Origin of the sequence: Gymnodinialimonas sp. 57CJ19, from assembly GCF_038396845.1 — a bacterium.
Classification (GTDB): domain Bacteria; phylum Pseudomonadota; class Alphaproteobacteria; order Rhodobacterales; family Rhodobacteraceae; genus Gymnodinialimonas.
In genome coordinates, this window is the sequence record NZ_CP151587.1 from 1487343 (window position 1) to 1508501 (window position 21159).

The window sequence follows — 21159 nt, forward strand, 5'->3', positions numbered from 1 at the left end:
ATCACCCACTTGCGTGGAAGGTTTTGCCAAGGGCGGCGGGGGCGTTGATGGCGGCTTTGGCGCGGTCGGACGACATGACCACAAGCACGATGATCGTGACAAGGTAAGGGGAGGCATCCAGCAGCGAAACGGGCACGGGCACCTCGGCCGCTTGCAGGCGCAGTTGCAATGCGGCGATCCCACCAAAGAGCCAAGCGCCAAACAACACGCGGCCCGATTTCCACGCGGCAAAAACCACCAGCGCCAAGGCGATCCAGCCCGCGCCCGCAGTCATGCCTTGCACCCAGTTTTCAACGTAGACCAGCGATAGAAACGCGCCGCCGAGGCCAGCCATGGCCCCGCCAAACAAGATCGCGGCGCAGCGGATGCGCACCACCTTGTAGCCAAGGGCGTGGGCGGCATCGTGGCTTTCGCCGACAGCTCGGATGACCAGACCCATGCGCGTGTGTTTCAGGACGTAGCCAATGGCGAATACGGCACCGATGGCCAGATAGGTTACAAGATCATGGCTGAACAGAATGGGACCGATCACCGGGATATTGCGCAGCATTTCGGGCAGAGGCTTGGCAACTTCGGGGATCGGTTGCCCCTCATACCCCACGCCCAGAAGGGCGGCGAGGCCAAGGCCGAACAGCGTCAGCGCAAGGCCCGTGGCCACTTGGTTCGACATCAGGAATTGCGTGAGGATGGCGAAGATCACTGACAGGCCCGCGCCGCCTGCCATGCCTGCAATGAAGGCCAAAGTGATCGATCCGCTTTGGTTGGCGACGATAAAGCCGCAGACCGCGCCCATGATCATCATTCCCTCCACCCCAAGATTCAGGACGCCGGATTTTTCGACGATCAGCTCTCCCAATGCGGCAAGCAGGACTGGGGTGGATATGGTGACAAGGGCCACAATCAGGGTGACGGGATCAATCATAGAAACCCCTCCGTAAAGATACCCGTTCGCCAAGCGTTCGCGATGATAAGAATGGTTGCGGTGGCCCACGACAGAAACAGAGCGTTGTCGCGGAGCCATGGCTTAGGCCCATCTTCGGCGTTTTCTGTTTTGGCGCGGGGCAGCGATGGCGGCCGTGTGGGCAGGGGACGCCCGCGCAGCAGGGACCAGAGGCAAGCGAGTGCCCAGACGATCAAATGCATGATGCCATGTCCCAACAATTGTAGCGCGAACAGAGGGATCAGGATCAAGAAAAGCATCCAAAGACCGTCGGCGACCAACAAAATCGCGATAGCAGTCCCGAAGCCCAGGAACAGGCCGACGGCGGTGTGAACCGCGGTGGCGGGAATGTCCGAGATCGTGAAAGCGGGGCGTTGCGTATTCATGCTTTTGCCTCCCATCCCAGTCGGACGCGGTAGTTTGACAAGACGTCCAGAGCCAGAAGGAAGAACAGAAGCATTCCTTGGAACGCTTGGATCGCGGGGGCGGGGACTTGCAGCAGCAATTGCGCCAACTCGCCGCCGATGTAGGTCAGCGCCATCAAGAGGCCCGCCAGCAGGATGCCGATGGGGTTCAGCCGACCCAGAAACGCCACGATGATGGCGGTGAAACCGTAGCCGACATTAAAATCAATGGTGATCTGCCCGGCGGGGCCAGCAACCTCGAACACACCAGCGGCGCCCGCGAGGGCACCGGACACGCCAAGGCAGAGGATCACCATACGCGTGGGGCTGACGCCCGCGAAACGCGCGGCACGGGGGGCTTGGCCTGCCAGCTTGATCTGATAGCCAAGCATGTGCTTTTGGAACAAGACATAGGCGGCTATCACGGCGATCAGGGCCGCGATAACGCCCAAGTGGATGCCCGTGCCATCGATCAGTTCGGGGTTGGCGGTGCCTGCGTGGCGGGCAAGGTTGCGAGAGCCGGGAAAACCTTGGCCATCGGGGTTGCGCAGCCAGCCCGTCGCGGCAGAGGCGAGAAGCGCCTCGGCCACGTAAACCAACAGCAAAGAGACGAGGATTTCGTTGGTGTTGGCCTTGGTCTTCAGGATCGCGGGGATCATCGCCCAAAGAGTGCCGCCCAAAAGGCCCGCAACGATCATGCCGGGCAGGATCAGGAAATGCTCGGACGGGTAAAGCGCAAGGCCAACACTGGCGCCGCAAAGGGCACCGACGATGTATTGGCCCTCGGCCCCGATGTTCCAGATGCCCGCGCGAAATCCGAGGGACAGGCCAATTGCGATCAAGATCAGCGGGCCAGCCTTCACCAGCAATTGCGGGCGTGAAAACGACGCGAAGCGTTCGTGAAACAACGGGTCCCAAAAGATGACGCGGATCACCTCCAGCGGGTCTTGTCCAAGGGCCGCGAACATCAACCCGCCCGCGATCATCGTCAGGATGACCGCCGCAATGGGGGTGGAGAAGGACCAAAAGCGCGACGGGGTGGGGCGTTTTTCAAGGCGGATCATATCGCGGCCTCTGCCATGCCGTGGGCGCCGCCCAGCATCAGGCCAATGTCTTCCATCGACAAGCCGCGCGCCGGTTGCGGGGCGGACAAGCGCCCCTCATTCAAGGCGCAGAAACGGTCTGATACTTCAAGCAATTCATCAAGGTCCTGGCTAATCACAATGACGCCCGCCCCCCCTTCGGCAAGGTTCAGCAAAGCTTGCCGGATGTCGGCAGCGGCCGAGGCATCAACGCCCCAGGTTGGTTGGTTAACGACCAGGATCGTCGGGTCTTGCAAAATCTCTCGTCCGATTACGAATTTCTGCAGGTTGCCCCCTGAAAGAGCCCGCGCGGCGGTGGCGTTGCCGGGGGTGCGTACGTCAAACTTTGCAATGATATCGTCGGCGAAAGCACGGGCCTTGGGCCAATTGACAAAGCCCCTTGTAGCCAGCCCCTTGCGCGCATTCCCGGTAAGGACTGCGTTTTCCGTCAGGCTCATGTCTGGCGCGGCGGCGTGGCCCAACCGCTCCTCCGGTGCCGACAACAGGCCGCTGGCGCGGCGTGCCGTCGGCCCGTCCTCGCCGATGTCGCGCCCCATGAACGTCACAGCGCCTGGCCCGGTGCGATGCTCGCCGGAAAGGACGGCCAGCAACTCATCCTGCCCGTTGCCCGCAACCCCGCCGATACCCAGCACTTCGCCTGCCCGAACCTCGAGCGAGATGTCTTTCAGCGCGGTGCCAAAGGGCGTGGCAGAGGGTTGGTTCAGCCCCTGAATAGACAGCAAAACGTCGCCCGGTGCCGCCGCCGCGCGGGCGGGCACGGCAAGGGATTTGCCCACCATCATCTCGGCCATGCGCGCAGCCGAGGTTGCTTTGGGGTCACAAGCGCCCACAACCTTGCCTTGCCGCAATATGGTAGCGGCATCGCACAGTGCGCGAATTTCTTCCAGCTTATGAGAGATATAGAGGATTGCGGTGCCTTCTGCGCTGAGCTTGCGCAGGGTGTGGAACAGGATCTCAACCTCTTGCGGGGTCAGAACCGATGTCGGCTCATCCATGATCAGCAACTTGGGATCTTGCAGTAAGCAGCGGATAATCTCGACCCGTTGACGCTCTCCTGCTGAAAGGTCTCCGACAAGGCTTTCGGGGTCCAGTGGCAGGCCGTAAGCGGCGCTGACATCGGAAATGCGCTTGGACAAATCGCGGGGCTTTGGCGGGTTTTCCATCCCGAGCGCGATGTTTTCGGCCACGGTGAGGGCTTCGAACAGGCTGAAATGCTGGAAAACCATCGCGACGCCCATGTGGCGGGCGGCACGGGGCTCTGCCGGGGTGTGATGCACACCATCAAGGGCCATGACACCGGCGTCGGGCTTTACCAACCCGTAAATCATCTTCACCAGCGTTGATTTGCCCGCACCGTTTTCGCCCAACAGGGCGTGAACCTCTCCGGGTTGAATGGCAAAGGAAACACCATCATTTGCGACGACGCCGGGGTAGGCTTTGGTCAGGCCGTTAATTTCGAGCAGCGGTATCGTCATGTTCCCCCAATTGCTGATTCTTGCAGCGTTTGCCCGACAAGTAGCCGCGCCGCGACGCCAATCGCAATGGCTTGTGGATGTTTGCCGAGGTTTGGGTCACCCATTGGGCACATGATGCGCGAAATTTGGGCGCTGCTGTGGCCGAGGTGTGTTAACCGTTTACGAAAGCGAGCCCACTTGGTGGCAGAGCCGATAAGCCCGACGCTGCCAAAGCTATGGAACAGGGCGGCGTGGCACAGAGCCAAGTCAATATCGTGGGAATAGGTGGCGATCAGATGATGCGCGTCATGGGGGGCGTGAGTCATCATCCGTGACATATCGGTGGCCACGATTTTCTGCACGTTATCAGGGACTTCCCGCGGAAAACGCCCGTCGTTGGTGTCGATCCAGGACACCGAAATCTGCGGCAGCGGCGACAGGGTGTGAACCAGCGCCCGCCCCACATGGCCCGCGCCCCAGATCCAGAGCTGCGTCGCGGGCGGCTCGGGCAGATCGTTGGCGGCACGTAGCTCCAGGGTGACAACACCGCCGCAACATTGTCCGAGAGACGGGCCAAGAGGCAATGTTCGCGTCTGCGCGTCCGACCCTTCCTTCAGCATCTGACGCGCCATGGCCATGGCCTCCCACTCCAACGCGCCGCCGCCAATCGTGCCGGTGATCCTGTCGGGGTAAACCAGCATCGCAGTGCCTGTGTCCCGTGGGGCAGAGCCCTTCACCGCGGCAATCGTCACGCGAATTGCGGTCATTGGCGCGCTCTCGTAACCGCGGCCAGCACTGCCTCGGCCGTGGCGGGCGCCTGAAGGTCGGGGAAGGCGGGCCCGGCGGCGGCGCAGGCATTGGACAAGGCAGAAAATACACTGATCCCAAGCATCAACGGCGGCTCTCCCACCGCCTTCGAACGGTAAATCGTGTCCTCGCGGTTGGGCGCATCATAAAGTGCAACATTGAAGATATCCGGCGCGTCCGAGGCGCAGGGGATCTTGTAGGTGGACGGCGCATGGGTCCTGAGCGCGCCCTTGCTATCCCACACCAATTCCTCAGTGGTGAGCCAGCCTGCGCCTTGAACGAAACCGCCCTCGACTTGGCCAATATCAAGCGCAGGGTTCAGGGACGCTCCCGCATCGTGAAGGATATCGGTGCGCAAAATGCGGTTCTCGCCGGTCAATGTGTCGATCACAACCTCGGAACAGGCCGCGCCATAAGCGAAATAAAGAAACGGACGGCCCTGACCTGCGATGCGGTCCCACGCGATCTTGGGCGTTTTGTAGAAGCCCGTCGCCGACAGCGAAACACGCCTTAGATAGGCAAACTGCACAGCCTCGGCAAAGGAAAGGGCGGCGCGGGGCGAAGACACATTCCCATCTGCGAAAACAACCTCCTCAGGCTGCGCCTGAAGTTCCCCCGCCACCGCCTCTGCGATCCGCGCCCGGATCTTATCGCAGGCGGCTTTTACTGCCATCCCATTCAGGTCTGTGCCCGAAGACGCCGCTGTGGCCGAGGTGTTGGGCACTTTGCCCGTATCTGTTGCCGTGATCTTTACCTGCCCCACGGGAACCCCGAACCGGCTGGCCGCAACTTGTGCTACCTTCTGGAACAGACCTTGGCCCATCTCCGTGCCGCCATGGTTCATGTGGATGGAGCCATCTTGATAGACATGCACCAACGCGCCGGCCTGATTAAGATGGGTCAGCGTGAAGGAAATCCCGAATTTTACCGGCGTCAACGCAATGCCGCGCTTCAGCACCGGTTCCTTCTCGTTCCACTGGGCTACGTCCTTCACACGTTTTGCATAATCGCATGTCTCTTCCAGGCGCTCGGTCATCGCGTGGAGCACGAAATCCTCCACCGCCATCCCGTAGGGCGTGGTATTCTCAATCTCTCCCCCCTGATTCGGCGAATGGGCGCCGCCAAATCTCTTGGCGCCCCCGCCCCCCGAGACCTGCACAGCGCCACGGCCCTTCAGATCCGCTGTGGCCAGCCGCTCCCCCTTCATCTTGGCTGAAAAACTCCCCCCGGAGGGTCCTTCATCGACAAAGTGCGCCTCCCGGTAGAAATTCTTTCTCCGCAACTCTAGCGGGTCTATTTCCAATTGCTGCGCGGCGTGATCCATCACGCGCTCCATTCCCACCATACCCTGAGGCCCGCCAAACCCCCGGAATGCCGTGGCCGATTGCGTGTTGGTCTTCCACCGGTGCGACGTGATCCGCGTGGCGGGCAACAAATAGGCATTGTCAGCATGAAGCATGGCCCGGTCTGCCACTGGTAAAGATAGGTCCATCGCCCACCCACACCGTACGTGTTGGGTAAAGTCGACCCCAAGCAGGTGGCCATCCCCGTCGAACCCGGCGCGGTATTCTACCCGCGCGTCGTGGCGCTTGCCGGTGATGATGAAATCGTCATCTCGGTCGTAACGCATCTTGCAAGGTCGTCCAGTGCGGGCCGCCATGATAGCGCAAGCAATGGCCAAATGGTTGCCTTGGCTTTCCTTTCCGCCAAATCCGCCACCCATCCGGCGCACCTCGACACGAACGGCGTGCATCGGCAGGCCAAGTGCGTCAGCCACCTTATGCTGAATTTCGGTCGGGTGCTGTGATGACGAATGGATGACCATGTCGCCGCCTTCTTGCGGCAGGGCGAGGGCAGATTGACCTTCCAGATAAAAGTGCTCCTGCCCGCCTATATCAAGCGCGCCTTCCACAAGATGGGTTGCACCATTCAGGGCTGCATCCACATCGCCCTTGGCATAAACCCTCGGCCCTTCTTCGAACCGACTGTCGGCAGCTTGCGCCTCTTCGATGGACAATAGCGGGTCGTCCTCTTGTACGGTCACTTCTGCCAAAACCGCCGCTCGGCGAGCTGCAAGATGCGAGCTCGCGGCCACCATAAACAGCGGTTGGCCCGCGTAATGAATGGCGCCGTCGGACAATAGCGGCTCGTCATGGTTGGACGGAGAGCAATCGGGTATTTCAGCCAGATCGGCCCCCGCAACAACCGCGAAGACGCCTGCGGATGAGCAGACTGCGGATAGGTCCATTGCCGTGATGTGGCCCTTGGCGATGGTGGAAAGGCCGAAGGCAAGATGCAGACAATCTGCCGGAACCGGGATGTCATCCACATAGCGGGCTGCGCCCGTAACATGGAGGCGTGCGGCGTCGTGGGGAAGGGACTTATGGACGCTCATGGCCGTACCTCCAACACACTGACGTTTCGGCCTGACATTTCCGCCATATAACGCACCAGCATATTTTGCGCCGAGTTCATGCGGTAATCGGACGAGGCCCTCATATCGGTCAACGGCGCGAAATCCTGTGCGAAGGCTTCAAGCGCTGCAAATGCGGTCTCTTCGGTTGCAGTCTGGCCAAGCAACGCCTGTTCCACCGCTGTCGCCCGCTTTGGCGTGCCCGCCATCCCCCCAAAGGCGATCCGGGCCGCGGTGACCGCGCCGTCCATAACAGTCAGGTTGAACGCACCGCAGACGGCGGAGATGTCTTGGTCAAAGCGCTTGGACAATTTGTAGACACGCAGGGTGTCGGGCTGCACGGGAATGGAAACTGCCTCCACAAACTCGCCTGCAGCCCGGTCCTGTTTGCCGTAGTCGATGAAGAAATCCTCCAAGGGAAGGTCGCGCCGCATATCGCCCCGGCGCAGATGCAGGGTCGCGCCAAGGGCGATCAACGCGGGGGGGCTGTCACCGATGGGTGAGCCGTTGGCGATGTTGCCGCCGATTGTGGCGGCATTGCGCACTTGAACCGAGCCATAGCGCCTGAGCATTTCGGCAAAGCTCTTGTGGTGCGTTTTCATGGTGGCTAGCACATCGGTCACGGAGGTCATGGCACCGAAGCGGATGGTATCTGGGCCGGTGGTGATGCCCTTGAGGTCGGCGCATTGGTTGAGGAACGCCATCTGGCCGAGGTCGCGGTGTTGTTTGGTCACCCAAAGGCCTACATCAGTGGCCCCAGCGACAAGTGTGGCGTTCGGGTGGTCGACGTACCATCCGGCGAGTTCATCGGATGATGTGGGCTGAAAGGGGGTCTTTGTTGGCCCCGCCGGAGCGGGGCGGGGGGACGCTGTCCCCCGTCCTGCGGACTCCCCCTGGGATATTTCAGGAACGAGGAATGGGGGAGAGGCGAGGGCCGAGGCGTCGGCGTTCAGGTGGTCAGGGACGGGGGCAGAGGCTGCGGCCTGGCAGGCACGGAGGATTGGGGCGTATCCCGTGCAGCGGCAGAGGTTGCCGGCCAATTGATCCTCGTGATCCGTGGCGCCGTTCTTATGAGCCGTGGCCATCGAGGTGATGAAGCCCGGTGTACAGAAGCCGCATTGGCTGCCGTGGAGATCCACCATCGCCTGTTGCACAGGATGCAACGTGCCATCGGGGCCGGCGATGCCTTCGACGGTACGCACGGCGCGTCCTTCGAGCTGGGGTAGAAACAAGATGCAGGCGTTGAGCGCACGGGAGGTGCCGTCAGCCTCTGTCACCATAACGGTACAGGCGCCGCAGTCGCCTTCGTTGCAGCCTTCCTTGGTGCCAGTCAGCCGCGCGTCTTCGCGCAGCCAATCCAGCAATGTGCGTGTGGGGGATGATTCCACCGCGCAGGGTTCTCCGTTTAAAAGGAACCGGGTCGTCATGTGGCAATGCCCGCCGCGTTACTTGGCCTGAATTCAAGCCTTGGGAGGTCGTCCCGACCCTCGATGCGGCGTAGAGGGCGGGCCCGGTTTGGTCGTGACCGCCCTCAGCAAACCCTGTGCGGGCGCAGATTTCAAGCGTCGAGATGGGTTGAGAGGGCATTCACTGCGTGGGTCCAGCCTTGGGCGACCTCGGATATGGCATCTTCCCCGGCATAGCTGAAGACGGTGACAGTGAGCGACAGCGCGGTATTGCCGCCGTCTTGCGTGAGGTGAAAATCCGCAAGGCTGGTGGCGAAGGCGGCGCCGTCGGCCTCTAGCGTTTCAGCATAGGTCACGCGGTCCTGGTCGAGGATGATCCAGTCGGTAAAGACCGTTACGTAGGGCGTGCCGACGGGCCCCACATGAGAAGTTTCGCGCACGCCCGGGGCGGCGGCGGGTTGGTCTTCGATCAGCAGGGCCATGTCGGGGCTGGGCGTGCCCCAGATCGTGCGATCTTCAACGCTGGTGAGTGCGGCGATCACTCGGTCCGGCGTCGCGGGCAGAGTGCGGGTGAAGGTGAGGGTCTTGGCTTCGGTCATGGGGTGTCCTTGCTGAGTAATGCATCGAGGCGGTCCAACTTGCCCTCCCAAACCGCGCGTTGCTGGTCGAGCCAGCTTTGCGCCGTGCTCAGGGCTTCGGGGTGCAGCGTGCAGATGCGGGTGCGCCCAACTTTACGAGAGGTCACAAGCCCCGCCCGTTCCAACTGCGCCAGGTGCTTGAGAAAGCTGGGCAGCGCCATGTCGTGTGGTTGGGCCAATGCCGAGACAGGGGCCTCGCCACCGCCCAATTGCGCGATAACAGCGCGGCGGGTGGGGTCGGAGAGGGCGGTGAAGAGGTGATCCAGATTGTTAGCCATATGGGTAAGTAACAGTGCTGCGAGGGAAAAGATAGCCCTTTGGCTAAGTAAATTATCCCCAAGATCCTGCTGCGTTGTGCTGGTGTGCTGTCAGGGGCTGCGATACCCTTGCGGGATGTCAAAGCATCCAAAGTTCATTCACCTGCGCCTTCACACTGAATACTCGCTGCTGGAAGGCGCGATGAAGGTAAAGAAGATGCCCGGCATGGTTGCAGATGCGGGGATGCCTGCGGTGGCTGTGACCGACACGAACAACATGTTCTGTGCGCTTGAATTTTCCGAAATGGCGAAGAAGGCGGGCGTGCAGCCCATCGTCGGTATCCAGATCGACGTGGAATATGAGGTTGCCGTACCCGGAGAGAAGGCAAAGGCCCCGGCAGGGATGGTGTTGCTGGCGCAAAATCGCCTTGGGTATGAAAACCTGATGAAGCTGAACTCTGCCCTGTACCTGCGGGGCGATGGCACGGCCCCCCATGTGACGCTGTCGGAATTGGCGGAACACGCGGATGGGTTGATTTGCCTGACGGGCGGGCCTGAAGGCCCTATTGGCCAGCACCTGCGCGCCGCACAGAGGCCGAAGGCCGAGGCACTTTTGACAGCGCTTTGCGCGATTTACCCCGATCGCCTTTATGTGGAACTGCAACGCCACCCCACCGAAGGCGGCTTGCCCGAGGCCGAAAAGCTGACAGAGCGTGGCCATGTGGAGCTGGCCTATGCCCATGACTTGCCGTTGGTCGCCACCAACGACGTTTACTTCCCCAAGCCGGAAATTTTCGAGGCCCATGACGCGATGATGTGCGTGGCGCAAGGGGCCTATGTGGACCAATCCGAGCCACGCCGCCGCCTGACGCCTCAGCATTATTTCAAGTCAGCCGAAGAAATGGCGGCGCTTTTTGCGGACTTGCCCGAGGCCTTGGAAAGCACCGTCGAAATTGCGCAGCGCTGTGCTTTTCGTGCCGAGACTCACGACCCGATTCTGCCCAAGTTCGCGGATGATGAGGTGGCTGAACTGCGCCGCATGGCGAATGAGGGGTTGCAGGAACGCTTGCGGGTGATCCCCCACGCAACGAGCGTTGAGGAATACCAGAAGCGGCTCGATTTTGAGCTGGAGATCATCGAAGGCATGGGTTTCCCCGGGTACTTCCTGATCGTGGCCGACTTTATCCAATGGTCCAAGGATAACGCCATTCCGGTGGGGCCGGGGCGGGGTTCGGGTGCGGGCAGTTTGGTGGCTTACGCCCTGACGATTACCGACCTCGATCCCCTTCGCTACAGCCTTCTGTTTGAACGCTTCCTCAACCCCGAGCGTATCTCGATGCCGGACTTCGACATCGACTTTTGCATGGATCGCCGGGAAGAGGTGATCCGTTATGTGCAGGAAAAATATGGCCGTGACCGGGTGGGGCAGATTATCACCTTTGGCGCGCTGCTGTCCAAGGCTGCCGTGCGCGATGTGGGCCGCGTGTTGCAGATGCCATTCGGGCAGGTGGACCGCCTGTCGAAGATGATCCCGGTGGAGGGTGTGAAGCCTGTGGGCATTGCGCAGGCGATCAAGGATGAGCCGCGTTTCCTCGAAGAAATGCGCGAGAGTGAGCAGGACAAGCGCGATGGCCGCGTGAACCCGACGCGCCGCCTGATGGATTATGCCGAGAAGATCGAAGGACTGCTGCGCAACGCCTCTACCCACGCCGCTGGCGTGGTGATCGGCGACCGACCGCTGGACGAGCTGGTGCCGCTCTACCGCGATCCGCGCTCGGACATGCCAGCGACGCAGTTCAACATGAAGTGGGTGGAACCGGCCGGTCTGGTGAAGTTCGACTTTCTGGGCCTGAAGACGCTGACCGTAATCCAAAACGCGATTGATCTGATCCACGCCTCGGGTCGGCAGTTGCATGAAGGGCCCGATGGCACTCGTCTCTATGAGCCGCCAGAGGGGGCCGAGAACCAGATCAACGCGATTCCGTTGGACGACAAGGCCTCCTATGAGCTTTATGCCTCGGCCAAGACGGTAGCGGTGTTCCAGGTTGAATCCAGCGGCATGATGGATGCGCTGCGGCGCATGAAACCGGATTGCATCGAGGATATCATCGCCCTTGTGGCGCTCTACCGTCCCGGCCCGATGGAGAACATTCCGAAGTTTTGCGAGGTCAAGAACGGCACCAGCGAACGCGACCGTTTGCACCCCACCGTGGACCATCTGCTGGACGAGACCCAGGGCATTATCGTCTACCAGGAACAGGTGATGCAGATCGCGCAGGAGATGGCGGGTTACTCGCTTGGCGGCGCCGACATGCTGCGCCGCGCGATGGGTAAGAAAATTCAGGAAGCGATGGACGCCGAGCGGCCCAAATTCCTCAAGGGCGCGGCTGAAAACGGTGTGGATGAGGCCAAGGCGCTCGAAACCTGGGCGCTGCTCGACAAGTTCGCCAACTACGGTTTCAACAAGTCCCACGCCGCCGCTTACGCCGTGGTGTCCTACCAAACGGCCTGGCTGAAGGCGAACCACCCCGTCGAATTCATGGCCGCCGTGATGAATTGCGATATCCATCTGACCGACAAACTTGCCGTTTATAAGCAAGAGGTTGACCGGATGGAGATTGAAACCCTCCCCCCCTGCGTCAATAGATCTGCGGCGACGTTCACAGTGAACGACGGAAAGATTCACTACGCCCTCGGGGCGTTGAAGAACGTGGGCGTTGAGGCGATGAAAATGATCGTGGAGGGGCGCACGACCGAGCAAGGCGTGAAGCCTTACGCCACGCTGTTTGACCTCGCGCGGCGGGTGGATTTGAAACGTGTTGGCAAGCGCTCCCTTGAAATGCTGGCACGGGCGGGCGCGTTTGATGAGTTGGACCGCAATCGGCGCCGCATTCTTGATAGTCTTGATGGGCTGACCGCGTACTCTGCCGCGATCCACGACCAGGCAGCGTCCAATCAGGTGTCTTTGTTTGGCGATGCGGGCGAAGACTTGCCCGAGCCGCGTCTGTCTTCCGCCCCCGATTGGCTCCCGAATGAGCGGCTGGCCGCGGAACATCAGGCGGTGGGTTTCTATTTTTCGGGGCATCCTTTGGATGATTACCAGCCCGCCCTCAAACGACGTGGCGTGATGACCTTGCGAGAGGTCGAAGCGCGGGTGCAGCAGGGGCCTTTCGTGGCCAAGATGGCGGGCGCGGTCAGCGTGAAGCAGGAGCGCAAGAGCCAGAAGGGCAACCGCTTTGCCTTCGTGTCCCTTTCCGACCCGACGGGCCTTTTCGAGATCACGATTTTCTCAGACACGCTGGAGGCCTCGCGAGAGCATCTGGAAACGGGGAACAACGTCATCATCCAGGCCGAAGCGACGTTGGAGGCGGATCAGTTGAAGCTTCTGGGGCGCTCGGTTCAGCCTGTGGACAACGCGATTGCCGGAGAGGCCAATGGCCTGCGGGTCTTTATCGAAGATGAAATGGGCATCGTTTCTGTTGAATCGCTTCTGGAGCGTACGGCAGCGGAGGGGGCAAAGGCGTCGAAGGGGCCAATCCACCTGTGCCTGATGGCCCCCGATTTGCCCGGCGAGGTAGAGGTGATCCTGGGCGATAACTTCCCGGTCTCGCCCCAGATCAAAGGCGCATTGCGGTCATTGGAAGGCGTGGTGATGGTGGAGGAAGTCTGAATGTGCCTCGTCAAGGCCCGTTCTGAAAAGGCGCGGCCGGTTTTACACCGCACCCACTGCTTTTTTGTCACCAATATCCAAACTGCTGCGCGCCAACGCGCTGATCAAATCCGTTCGTGTCACGATTCCTATGACCTGCTCGTCGGCTAGCACCGGAACCGCGTCGACACTGCTTTCGGCCATCAACGGGAGCAGCGCGGCGAGCGGTGTTTCGGCATCCGCGCGCGGGCCATCGGAGGCCATGATATCAGCGGCACGAAGCGGCGCTTGCGCTGTTCTCCGCGTCAACCGACGCATGGCATTCACAAACGTGCCATCACCGCGTTTGGCATCCTTGCTGGCCTGGTCGATCAGGTGCATCTGGAAGATGACCCCAACGAAGAGGCCATCGGCCCCGAGAACAGGCAAGCACGTGAACCGATGCTGTCGGAAGAGGTCGGCTACTTCTGCCAACCGGGCCGTGCCCTGAACCGTGACCACATCAGTCGACATGACGTCTGCGGTCGCCATAAGGTCTGTCCGGTGGGTTGCGGCCTGGATCTCGGCGGCTCCGATAAGCCGCGCCAAATCCTCGACCCCAAGGTTGAAGGATTGGCGGTACCGGTCGAGGATGTTCGTCAACTCCTGTTCGGAAAGGCCAAGGCGCTCCATCGGCTCCCGGTCCTTCGTGCCGTGAACATTGGGATCCTCAAACTGCCGGAACGGGTAGTGCCGCCCGGTCAGCCGGCCATAGACCACCGCGACAAGGACAAGCAGAACGGTCCCGACGGCGATCGGGGTCAACGCAAACATGAAGCCCAGTTCGCGCACCGCGTCCGGGCTCATCGCGGCGGTCATCGCCACGGCCCCGGCAGGGGGGTGCAACGCGCGGCACAGGATCATTGCGGCAATGGCCAATCCGACGGAAAGTGCGATCCCCAGCACCGGATCCGAGATCACCATCCCAACCGCAACTGCAATGCTCGCCGCCACGGTATTTCCGACAATCGCAGACCAGGGTTGGGCCAAGGGGCTGTTTGGAACCGCGAACAGCAGAACGGAACTCGCGCCGAAGGGGGCCACAAGGTACAGACCAAGCTCCAGATCGACGGAGGGGGACAGGACAAACAGTCCCGCAATCGCGAGGCCGATGAATGCACCAAGACCCGCCCGTGCGGCTTCTACCGAAGGCACACGCGAAATCGTGGGACCAAATAGACCAAGTATCGACACAATGGCACTCCTTCTCGCGTTCCATGTGCGGCCCGCGCCCCCGGTATTTCTGGCACGACGGAGATAGTAAAGATCGAAGCCGTGGCCCGGGAGAAAACCGATGGGAAAATCTCGAAAACGGTGGGCATCGTGTCAGTCAGTCGCGTCTTATGGCGGGGTAAGCCTGCCTGAGAAGCACGAAGCGCCCTCTGCCGCATTTTCGCGGGCGTGTTCACAGCCGGGCGCACAAAAAAAGCCCCGACAAGAGTCGAGGCTTTTTGAAAGGTTCCAGCGACGTTATTGCAGCGTGGGTGCCTCGGCGCTCCAGGTGTCAAAGCGGATGATCCCCTCTTCCGTCTGAGGCGCGGCGGCAAAGGCGGCGGCAACAACATCGGGCTCGGCGCAAGAGAACCATTCCTCTCCGGTTGTGTTGGTCAGGGACACGCAGATGCCGGGGTAGGCTGTGTCGATCTCGCCCGAGAACAGCGACCAAGTGGCAAAGAAGTCGCCGCCTTCGGTCAGCAGGTTGCATACTTCGAACAAGCGGCTGCCACCGTCCCAGGCGTATTGGGTCGAGACGCTGATCTCGCCGATTGCAGCGTCAGGAACGACCAGCGCGTCCGCAGCGTAACCGCCGCCCGAACAATCAGGCTCGGCCATTGCGGGAGCCGCAAGAAAGAGGGCGAAGGGAAGGGCTAGGGCGGGGGTAATGCGTTTTGTATCCATAGGCGCTTTTTGGAGCCGAGATCACGCTCATGTCAACGCGGCATTTGCTTAAGCGCCTGCGCGGTTTGATCTTGCTGAGTAAATCGCCCAAGCTTTGAGCGAACCGTACGGGCGGTGGCGCATTTCACGGGGAATAAAATTGCAGGTTTCCCCCAGTAGGCGGGCGCACTAGGGTCCGGGAATGACCGAAACTTCCATATTCGACACGCGGGTGTCCTGGGTGCGCTTGGCGCTGGCCTTATTGGTGTCTGTCATCGGCAGCGCCGGGATGTGGACGATCATTTTGATCCTGCCCGACGTCCAGGCAGAGTTTGGCGTGTCACGGGCTGGGGCTTCTCTGCCCTATACCGCCACAATGATTGGCTTTGCCCTTGGCAACTATCTGATCGGTCGTGCGGTGGATCGCTTTGGGCTGGCGGGATCATTGGCCGCGACGGCGGTCCTGATGGGGAGCGCCTACGGCGCGGCGTTGATGGCGCCAACGATCGGTGTCTTGGCGGCGGCGCAGTTCTTCATCGGTTTTGGATCTGCGGCCAGTTTCGGACCGCTGATTGCCGATGTCTCGCAATGGTTTTTGAAACGCCGCGGGCTGGCCGTGGCGATCGCGGCGTCCGGGAACTACATTTCGGGTGCGGTCTGGCCGTTGGTATTGGCGGGCGTCTTGGCGGAAGATGGCTGGCGGTCGGCCTATGTGGTGGTGGCGCTTGCCTGCGTGGTGGTGATGCTGCCGCTGACATGGACCCTGCGCCAAGGGCTGCCCAAGAACGCAATGGCGACCTCGGATGCGGCGGCGGCGCTGCGGGCAAGCAGGACGGGGCTCAGCGCCCGGGCCCTGACGCTGCTCTTGGCGGTGGCGGGTATCGGATGTTGCGTGGCGATGGCGATGCCACAGGTTCACATCGTCGCCTATTGCGTAGATCTGGGCTATGGTCCGGCCGTTGGGGGCGAAATGCTGTCGCTTATGTTGCTGTTCGGCGTGGCGTCCCGGCTGGTCTCGGGGGTGATGGCCGATAAGCTTGGGGGCGTTCTGACACTGCTGATCGGATCGACGCTGCAAATGCTGGCGCTCTTTTTGTATCTGCCCACCACCGGCCTCATGTCACTTTACCTCGTTTCGATGGTGTTTGGCCTGAGCCAAGGGGGCATCGTACCTTCCTATGCGGTAATCGTGAGAGAGTATCTTCCCGCCAGAGAGGCCGGCGCGAGGGTGGGCTTTGTCATGATGTCCACGATCGTCGGCATGGCCTTGGGCGGGTGGCTTTCCGGGGTCATCTACGACGTGACGGGGTCGTACCAATGGGCGTTTCTGAACGGGATCGGCTTCAACGCATTGAACGTGGCGGTAATAAGTTACATCCTGCTCCGGTCCCGCCCCAAGGCGATGCCCGTTCCAGCCTGACGCGCCGAAAACTCTTGCAAGAGTTTTCCGCAATCCCTTGCAAGGGATTGAACAGATCCTTGCAAGGATCTGGGCGGCTCACCAGTGGGGTGGTTTTTGGTCGGCGAGGGGGATGGAGCCGCTGCTGCCGTCGGCTTCGCGCTCTGCCTCGCGGGACATCAGCATTTCGACGCGCCGTGTCAGGATGGCGATTTCGGCGTCTTGGCGCGCCACAACGTCCGACATGTCGTCCATTGCTTTCGTCAAATGCGCCAGTTGTTCTTCCAATTTGGTGATCTGTGACATTTGTGTAGCCCTCCTTGCCCCGGCTCACCCCACCCGTTAGACGGTGCGCGACATGAATTGAAGGCACCTCAGCCCATGGCCAAGCAGAAAAAACAGCCCCGCCCCAAGGCCGAAACGCCAAAAGGCTTCCGCGACTACTTTGGCGCGGAGGTGGTGGAGCGGCAAGCGATGCTCCGTAAGATCGCCGAGGTCTACCATCGCTACGGGTTCGATCCGCTGGAAACGAGCGCTGTGGAAACGGTCGAGGCCCTTGGCAAATTCCTTCCCGACGTGGACCGCCCCAATGAGGGCGTCTTCGCCTTTGAAGAGGACGATAAATGGCTGGCGCTCCGCTATGACATGACCGCGCCCTTGGCCCGTGTCGCGGCGCAATTCCGGAACGATTTGCCCTCTCCCTATCGGCGCTACACCCAAGGCCCCGTCTGGCGGAACGAGAAGCCCGGCCCTGGCCGCTTCCGGCAGTTCTACCAATGTGATGCCGATACGGTCGGCGCGGGCTCTGTTGCGGCGGACGCCGAGATTTGCGCGATGCTGTCGGACTGCCTGGAGGCCGTGGGGATCGAGCGCGGCGACTACGTGGTTCGGGTGAACAACCGCAAGGTGCTGAATGGGGTCATGGAAGTCGCCGGACTGTCGGGTGACGACAAAGAGGCCGAGCGTGGGATTGTTCTGCGCGCGATTGATAAGCTGGATCGTTTGGGCGAGCAGGGCGTGCGCGATTTGCTTGGCGAAGGCCGTAAAGATGACAGCGGTGATTTCACCAAGGGCGCGGGGCTAGATGGCGAGCAGGCTGAAGTAATCATGGGCTTCATGGCTGCCACGGCCGCCGACAATGCCGCAACCGTGGAGAACCTCAGCAAGCTTGTTGAGGGCTCCGCCATTGGCGAGGCTGGCGTTGCCGAGTTGACGCAGATTGAAACGCTCCTCGCCGCCCAAGGCTACGGCCCCGACCGCATCATCATCGACCCTTCCGTCGTGCGTGGCCTCGGCTACTATACGGGCCCGGTCTATGAAGCAGAGCTGACCTTCGATGTGCAGAACGAAAAGGGCCAGACGGTCCAGTTCGGCTCTGTTGCCGGGGGCGGGCGCTATGACGATCTGGTCAAGCGCTTCACCGGGCAAGAGGTTCCCGCCACGGGTGTCTCCATCGGGGTCGATCGCTTGCTGGCTGCGCTGCGGGCCACTGGCAAGATCAAGGGCGAAGATGCGGGCCCCGTGATCGTGACTGTGATGGACCGCGACCGGATGGCGGAATATCAGGCCATGGCCTCGACCCTGCGCAATGCGGGTATTCGGGCAGAGGTCTACCTCGGCAATCCGAAGAACTTCGGCAACCAATTGAAATACGCGGACAAGCGCCGCTCTCCGGTGGCGATTATTCAGGGCTCGGATGAGGCGGCGCGGGGCGTGGTGCAACTCAAGGACCTCGTGCTTGGCGCGAATCTGGCTCAAGACGCGACGCTTGAAGAATGGAAGTCGCAACCCGCGCAAACAGAAGTCTCAGTCACTGACCTTATCGCTGAGGTCCAAGCAATCATTGCGCGGCACCAGTGACCTCAAAAGCAGCCATCAGAGCCGAGGCGGAAGCGCTTCAGGCAACCTTCAGTGCGGCCGTCCCCGTGGACGCGCCAATGCTCGTCAGTGCCGATACGCTGTTGGACCTTTACGGCGAAGATATCCGCGCTCGCGCCTTCACCACCCATGACCCGGACCGGGGCGAGCTGATGCTGCGCCCCGACTTCACCGTGCCCGTGGTGGAAATGCATATGTCTGGCGGCGCAGAACCCGCCCGCTACACGTATTTGGGAGAGGTCTTCCGAATGCAAAGTGTCGGGGCGGGAATGCCTTCCGAGTACTTGCAAGTGGGATATGAGGTCTTCGACCGCGATGCGCCGCTTGCGGCGGACGCCGAGGTTTTCGCGCTGTTTTGCAACGCTCTGGAAGATATCCCGACCCGTGCCGTCACGGGTGACATCGGGGTGCTGTTGGCCGCGATTGAAGCGCTAAGCACGACAGAGGCCCGCAAGGATGCGTTGCGCCGCCACGTTTGGCGTCCGCGCCGTTTCCGCGCTTTGCTGGATCGGTTCACCGGGGCGGCACCGGCACCGAAGGGGCGCGATGCCTATCTTGCGGCCGCCCGCGACGAAGGTCTTGCGTCGATGATCGCCAAGGCCGGCCCGCCGATTGGTTTGCGCACCACCGATGAGATGACCGCCCGTCTCAAACTGCTGGAGGCCGAGGCCGAAGCCCCCCTGATTGACGCCACCCAAGCCGAGGTTCTGTCCGAGCTGCTGGCCCTGAGGGCCCCCTTGGCGGAAGCCGCCGGCATCTTGTCCAACTTCGCGGTGGATCTGCCCGGCCTGCAAGGCGCGGTGGATCGGTTCGAAGCCCGTGTCGCAGCGTTATCGGATGCCGGAATAGCCGTGGAAACGCTGCCATTTGAGGCTTCCTACGGACGCACGCAGATGGAGTATTACGACGGCTTTGTCTTTGGCATTCTTTCAGCCACCCCCGGTCACCCGCCGTTGGCGACGGGCGGGCGGTATGACGCGCTGACCCGTGTACTGGGGGGCGGTCGTGAAATTCCAGCGGTGGGGGGCGTTATCCGGCCCGAGTTGGTTCTCGCCGCGAAGGAGGCCGCGCAATGATTACGCTCGGTGTGCCCTCGAAGGGGCGGTTGATGGAGAAGACATTCCACTGGTTTTCTACCCGTGGGATCGAGATGCGACGCACAGGTTCGGACCGCGATTACGGGGCAGAAATTGCAGGTCTGCCGGTTGAGCTGCGGCTATTGGCGGCGGGCGAGATCCCCCGTGAACTGGCTGCGGGGCGTATTCATTTGGGCGTCACGGGCAGTGACCTGGTGCAGGAACGCATCCCCGCTTGGGATCAAGCGGTCGAGGTAATCGAGGCGATGGGATTCGGCCACGCGGACCTGATTATTGCGGTTCCTGCGTGGTGGGTGGACGTCACCAGCCTGGATGACCTCGATTCGGTCGCGGCGGATTTTCGCGCAGTGCACGGCCACCGTTTACGGATCGCCACGAAATATCACCGTCTCGTGCGGGACTTTCTGCGCGAAAAGGGCGTCGCGGATTACCGGTTGATCGACAGCCAAGGCGCGACCGAGGGCACCGTGGCCCATGGTACAGCCGAGGCGATTGCCGACATTACGTCTACCGGAGAAACTTTGCGGGCCAACCACTTGGCGATTTTGCAAGACGGGATGATTCACCGCTCGGAAGCCACCTTGTTCCGGTCTCGTACCGCGACTTGGGGCGCGACAGAGCGCGAAAGCCTATCGGTTGTGATGGATTTGCTAAGCGTCGCCTCAAGCAAATAAGCCATTTCTTGCCGTTGTGGCATTGAGGTTACAGGCATTAGAAAATCGACATTTTGGAAGGTGCTGGTTTCCCTCCAGTTGCCGGTTAACCTTTCGTTAACGTATCTTAAGAGCATTCGAGCAGACCTTCGGCATTTTTAGCCGGAAACGACAATTTTTTCGCAGACCAAATTTTGATTTAAGGAACGACACAATGATCAGACCTGCCATTTTCATGGGGGTGCTGGCCGCACTCCCGTCCATGTGCCACGCTCACGGCATCCAATTCGATGGTGCCGCCACGTTGGTCAAACCAACATCGGCCTGACAGACATCGGCGCGCTGTTCGGCGGGATCGAGCCAACGGTCGATCGTTTCGCCCTTGGCCTGACGATTCCAATCGGCAACAACGGCTCGACCATGCCGCTGAACTCCAACACACGCACGGCGCGCGGCGACTACCGCTCTGCCTTGTCGGCGGTCATCAACTCGTTCTGATTTGATGGACTTGAAATCGAAGGGGCCGGGCGTCGCAAGATGCTCGGCCCTTTGTCGTGCTACAGCACGCCAATCTCGGCCAAGGCGCTTTCCAGTTGCGGTGGAAGCGCCTCTTGCTGTTTTGCCCCAGCACGCAGGTCGCGGGGGGCGTCCTCGGGCTTCAGGTAGCGCCAGCCCTGAAACGCCCGCTTAGGCGTTGCGGCCACGCGTGTCACCTTTGGGTCCAACACGATGCCGCAGCGGTTGATGCCGTCGCCGCGGTCCACCGGATCAAATCGCACAATGGGCTGACGGCACAAGATCGCCCCTTTAAATACCCAATAAAGCGAGCCGCCGTTCAGCACCTCGTCCGCGCGTTTAGGCCACATGCGGGTCACATGGCGTGGCAAGCCATCGGGGCCTTTCGCCCGTGCGCTTTGCTGCCATTCCAGCAGGTCTTCTACGCAGGTCGCCCCCACGCAGAGCTTCAGCATGTGTGTCGTTGCCGTCACGGCCCATCCCCCAAGATGATGTGTCACGCAACCTAGCACGACACACCATAGGGGCAAGCCCTTGACCCCCGCCCCGAATTTCCTAATGCCCGCGCAGTCTTAGCCTGCATACCCCACGCCCTTGCCCTGACGTGACGCCGCAACGGGGCTGCGAC

19 protein-coding genes are annotated in these 21159 nt (G+C 61.3%); 6 read left to right on the plus strand and 13 right to left on the minus strand.

Going from position 1 to position 21159, the window contains the following annotated elements; translation table 11 throughout:
* Position 1: 1 nt before the first annotated feature.
* The 9 genes from AADW23_RS07445 to AADW23_RS07485 all read right to left on the minus strand — a co-directional run bounded on the left by AADW23_RS07445 (position 2) and on the right by AADW23_RS07485 (position 9443).
* The gene (locus AADW23_RS07445; RefSeq protein WP_341863878.1) at positions 2–922 is read right to left on the minus strand and encodes an ABC transporter permease; all 921 of its coding nucleotides are present in this window, start codon (positions 920–922) and stop codon (positions 2–4) included.
* Complete coding sequence (locus AADW23_RS07450; protein ID WP_341863879.1) at positions 919–1326, minus strand: hypothetical protein; 408 nt, start codon at positions 1324–1326, stop codon at positions 919–921. The genes AADW23_RS07445 and AADW23_RS07450 overlap by 4 nt, the downstream gene beginning before the upstream one ends.
* Positions 1323–2408, minus strand: a complete 1086-nt coding sequence (locus AADW23_RS07455; RefSeq protein ID WP_341863880.1) for an ABC transporter permease — start codon at positions 2406–2408, stop codon at positions 1323–1325. The genes AADW23_RS07450 and AADW23_RS07455 overlap by 4 nt, the downstream gene beginning before the upstream one ends.
* Positions 2405–3922: an ABC transporter ATP-binding protein gene (locus AADW23_RS07460; protein WP_341863881.1), complete on the minus strand. Its 1518-nt coding sequence runs from the start codon at positions 3920–3922 to the stop codon at positions 2405–2407. The genes AADW23_RS07455 and AADW23_RS07460 overlap by 4 nt, the downstream gene beginning before the upstream one ends.
* Complete coding sequence (gene xdhC, locus AADW23_RS07465; protein WP_341863882.1) at positions 3919–4668, minus strand: xanthine dehydrogenase accessory protein XdhC; 750 nt, start codon at positions 4666–4668, stop codon at positions 3919–3921. Before xdhC ends, AADW23_RS07460 begins: the two co-directional genes overlap by 4 nt.
* Positions 4665–7103: a xanthine dehydrogenase molybdopterin binding subunit gene (gene xdhB, locus AADW23_RS07470; RefSeq protein ID WP_341863883.1), complete on the minus strand. Its 2439-nt coding sequence runs from the start codon at positions 7101–7103 to the stop codon at positions 4665–4667. The genes xdhC and xdhB overlap by 4 nt, the downstream gene beginning before the upstream one ends.
* Positions 7100–8548 (minus strand): xanthine dehydrogenase small subunit, encoded by a 1449-nt coding sequence (gene xdhA / locus AADW23_RS07475; protein WP_341863884.1) that lies wholly within the window; start codon positions 8546–8548, stop codon positions 7100–7102. The genes xdhB and xdhA overlap by 4 nt, the downstream gene beginning before the upstream one ends.
* A gap of 131 nt (positions 8549–8679) precedes the next feature.
* Positions 8680–9126, minus strand: a complete 447-nt coding sequence (locus AADW23_RS07480) for a hypothetical protein (RefSeq protein ID WP_341863885.1) — start codon at positions 9124–9126, stop codon at positions 8680–8682.
* Positions 9123–9443 carry a metalloregulator ArsR/SmtB family transcription factor gene (locus AADW23_RS07485; protein ID WP_341863886.1) on the minus strand — a complete coding sequence of 107 codons (321 nt, stop codon included), beginning with the start codon at positions 9441–9443 and terminating at the stop codon, positions 9123–9125. Before AADW23_RS07485 ends, AADW23_RS07480 begins: the two co-directional genes overlap by 4 nt.
* 115 nt (positions 9444–9558) lie before the next feature.
* Here AADW23_RS07485 and dnaE point away from each other — a divergent pair, with 115 nt between their 5' ends.
* Positions 9559–13092 (plus strand): DNA polymerase III subunit alpha, encoded by a 3534-nt coding sequence (gene dnaE / locus AADW23_RS07490; RefSeq protein WP_341863887.1) that lies wholly within the window; start codon positions 9559–9561, stop codon positions 13090–13092.
* 42 nt (positions 13093–13134) lie between these two features.
* Here dnaE and AADW23_RS07495 read toward each other — a convergent pair whose 3' ends face one another.
* The gene (locus AADW23_RS07495; protein ID WP_341863888.1) at positions 13135–14304 is read right to left on the minus strand and encodes an HPP family protein; all 1170 of its coding nucleotides are present in this window, start codon (positions 14302–14304) and stop codon (positions 13135–13137) included.
* A gap of 276 nt (positions 14305–14580) precedes the next feature.
* On the minus strand, positions 14581–15009 hold the full coding sequence (locus tag AADW23_RS07500) for a hypothetical protein (protein ID WP_341863889.1): 429 nt from the start codon (positions 15007–15009) through the stop codon (positions 14581–14583).
* 181 nt (positions 15010–15190) lie between these two features.
* Here AADW23_RS07500 and AADW23_RS07505 point away from each other — a divergent pair, with 181 nt between their 5' ends.
* A complete protein-coding gene (locus AADW23_RS07505; protein ID WP_341863890.1) occupies positions 15191–16408 on the plus strand; it encodes an MFS transporter in 1218 nt (405 codons plus the stop codon).
* Positions 16409–16486: 78 nt separating this feature from the next.
* Here the strand turns inward: AADW23_RS07505 and AADW23_RS07510 are convergent, their stop codons facing one another.
* A complete protein-coding gene (locus AADW23_RS07510) occupies positions 16487–16693 on the minus strand; it encodes a SlyX family protein (protein WP_341863891.1) in 207 nt (68 codons plus the stop codon).
* Positions 16694–16768: 75 nt separating this feature from the next.
* Here AADW23_RS07510 and hisS point away from each other — a divergent pair, with 75 nt between their 5' ends.
* The 4 genes from hisS (at position 16769) to AADW23_RS07530 (ending at position 20513) form a co-directional block, all read left to right on the plus strand.
* Positions 16769–18247, plus strand: coding sequence for a histidine--tRNA ligase (hisS, locus tag AADW23_RS07515; protein WP_341863892.1), 1479 nt, complete (start codon positions 16769–16771; stop codon positions 18245–18247).
* Positions 18244–19341: an ATP phosphoribosyltransferase regulatory subunit gene (locus AADW23_RS07520; protein WP_341863893.1), complete on the plus strand. Its 1098-nt coding sequence runs from the start codon at positions 18244–18246 to the stop codon at positions 19339–19341. Before hisS ends, AADW23_RS07520 begins: the two co-directional genes overlap by 4 nt.
* A complete protein-coding gene (hisG, locus tag AADW23_RS07525; RefSeq protein WP_341863894.1) occupies positions 19338–20036 on the plus strand; it encodes an ATP phosphoribosyltransferase in 699 nt (232 codons plus the stop codon). The genes AADW23_RS07520 and hisG overlap by 4 nt, the downstream gene beginning before the upstream one ends.
* Before the next feature lie 243 nt (positions 20037–20279).
* A complete protein-coding gene (locus tag AADW23_RS07530) occupies positions 20280–20513 on the plus strand; it encodes a hypothetical protein (protein WP_341863895.1) in 234 nt (77 codons plus the stop codon).
* Positions 20514–20572: 59 nt separating this feature from the next.
* Here AADW23_RS07530 and AADW23_RS07535 read toward each other — a convergent pair whose 3' ends face one another.
* On the minus strand, positions 20573–21004 hold the full coding sequence (locus tag AADW23_RS07535) for a DUF1489 domain-containing protein (protein ID WP_341863896.1): 432 nt from the start codon (positions 21002–21004) through the stop codon (positions 20573–20575).
* Positions 21005–21159 lie beyond the last annotated feature (155 nt).

What these genes read in the sequence shown, in the direction of transcription:
- AADW23_RS07445 (WP_341863878.1), bottom strand. Translation starts at nt 922, where the DNA reads ATGATTGATCCCGTCACCCTGATTGTGGCCCTTGTCACCATATCCACC.
- AADW23_RS07450 (WP_341863879.1), bottom strand. Translation starts at nt 1,326, where the DNA reads ATGAATACGCAACGCCCCGCTTTCACGATCTCGGACATTCCCGCCACC.
- AADW23_RS07455 (WP_341863880.1), bottom strand. Translation starts at nt 2,408, where the DNA reads ATGATCCGCCTTGAAAAACGCCCCACCCCGTCGCGCTTTTGGTCCTTC.
- AADW23_RS07460 (WP_341863881.1), bottom strand. Translation starts at nt 3,922, where the DNA reads ATGACGATACCGCTGCTCGAAATTAACGGCCTGACCAAAGCCTACCCC.
- xdhC (WP_341863882.1), bottom strand. Translation starts at nt 4,668, where the DNA reads ATGACCGCAATTCGCGTGACGATTGCCGCGGTGAAGGGCTCTGCCCCA.
- xdhB (WP_341863883.1), bottom strand. Translation starts at nt 7,103, where the DNA reads ATGAGCGTCCATAAGTCCCTTCCCCACGACGCCGCACGCCTCCATGTT.
- xdhA (WP_341863884.1), bottom strand. Translation starts at nt 8,548, where the DNA reads ATGACGACCCGGTTCCTTTTAAACGGAGAACCCTGCGCGGTGGAATCA.
- AADW23_RS07480 (WP_341863885.1), bottom strand. Translation starts at nt 9,126, where the DNA reads ATGACCGAAGCCAAGACCCTCACCTTCACCCGCACTCTGCCCGCGACG.
- AADW23_RS07485 (WP_341863886.1), bottom strand. Translation starts at nt 9,443, where the DNA reads ATGGCTAACAATCTGGATCACCTCTTCACCGCCCTCTCCGACCCCACC.
- dnaE (WP_341863887.1), top strand. Translation starts at nt 9,559, where the DNA reads ATGTCAAAGCATCCAAAGTTCATTCACCTGCGCCTTCACACTGAATAC.
- AADW23_RS07500 (WP_341863889.1), bottom strand. Translation starts at nt 15,009, where the DNA reads ATGGATACAAAACGCATTACCCCCGCCCTAGCCCTTCCCTTCGCCCTC.
- AADW23_RS07505 (WP_341863890.1), top strand. Translation starts at nt 15,191, where the DNA reads ATGACCGAAACTTCCATATTCGACACGCGGGTGTCCTGGGTGCGCTTG.
- AADW23_RS07510 (WP_341863891.1), bottom strand. Translation starts at nt 16,693, where the DNA reads ATGTCACAGATCACCAAATTGGAAGAACAACTGGCGCATTTGACGAAA.
- hisS (WP_341863892.1), top strand. Translation starts at nt 16,769, where the DNA reads ATGGCCAAGCAGAAAAAACAGCCCCGCCCCAAGGCCGAAACGCCAAAA.
- hisG (WP_341863894.1), top strand. Translation starts at nt 19,338, where the DNA reads ATGATTACGCTCGGTGTGCCCTCGAAGGGGCGGTTGATGGAGAAGACA.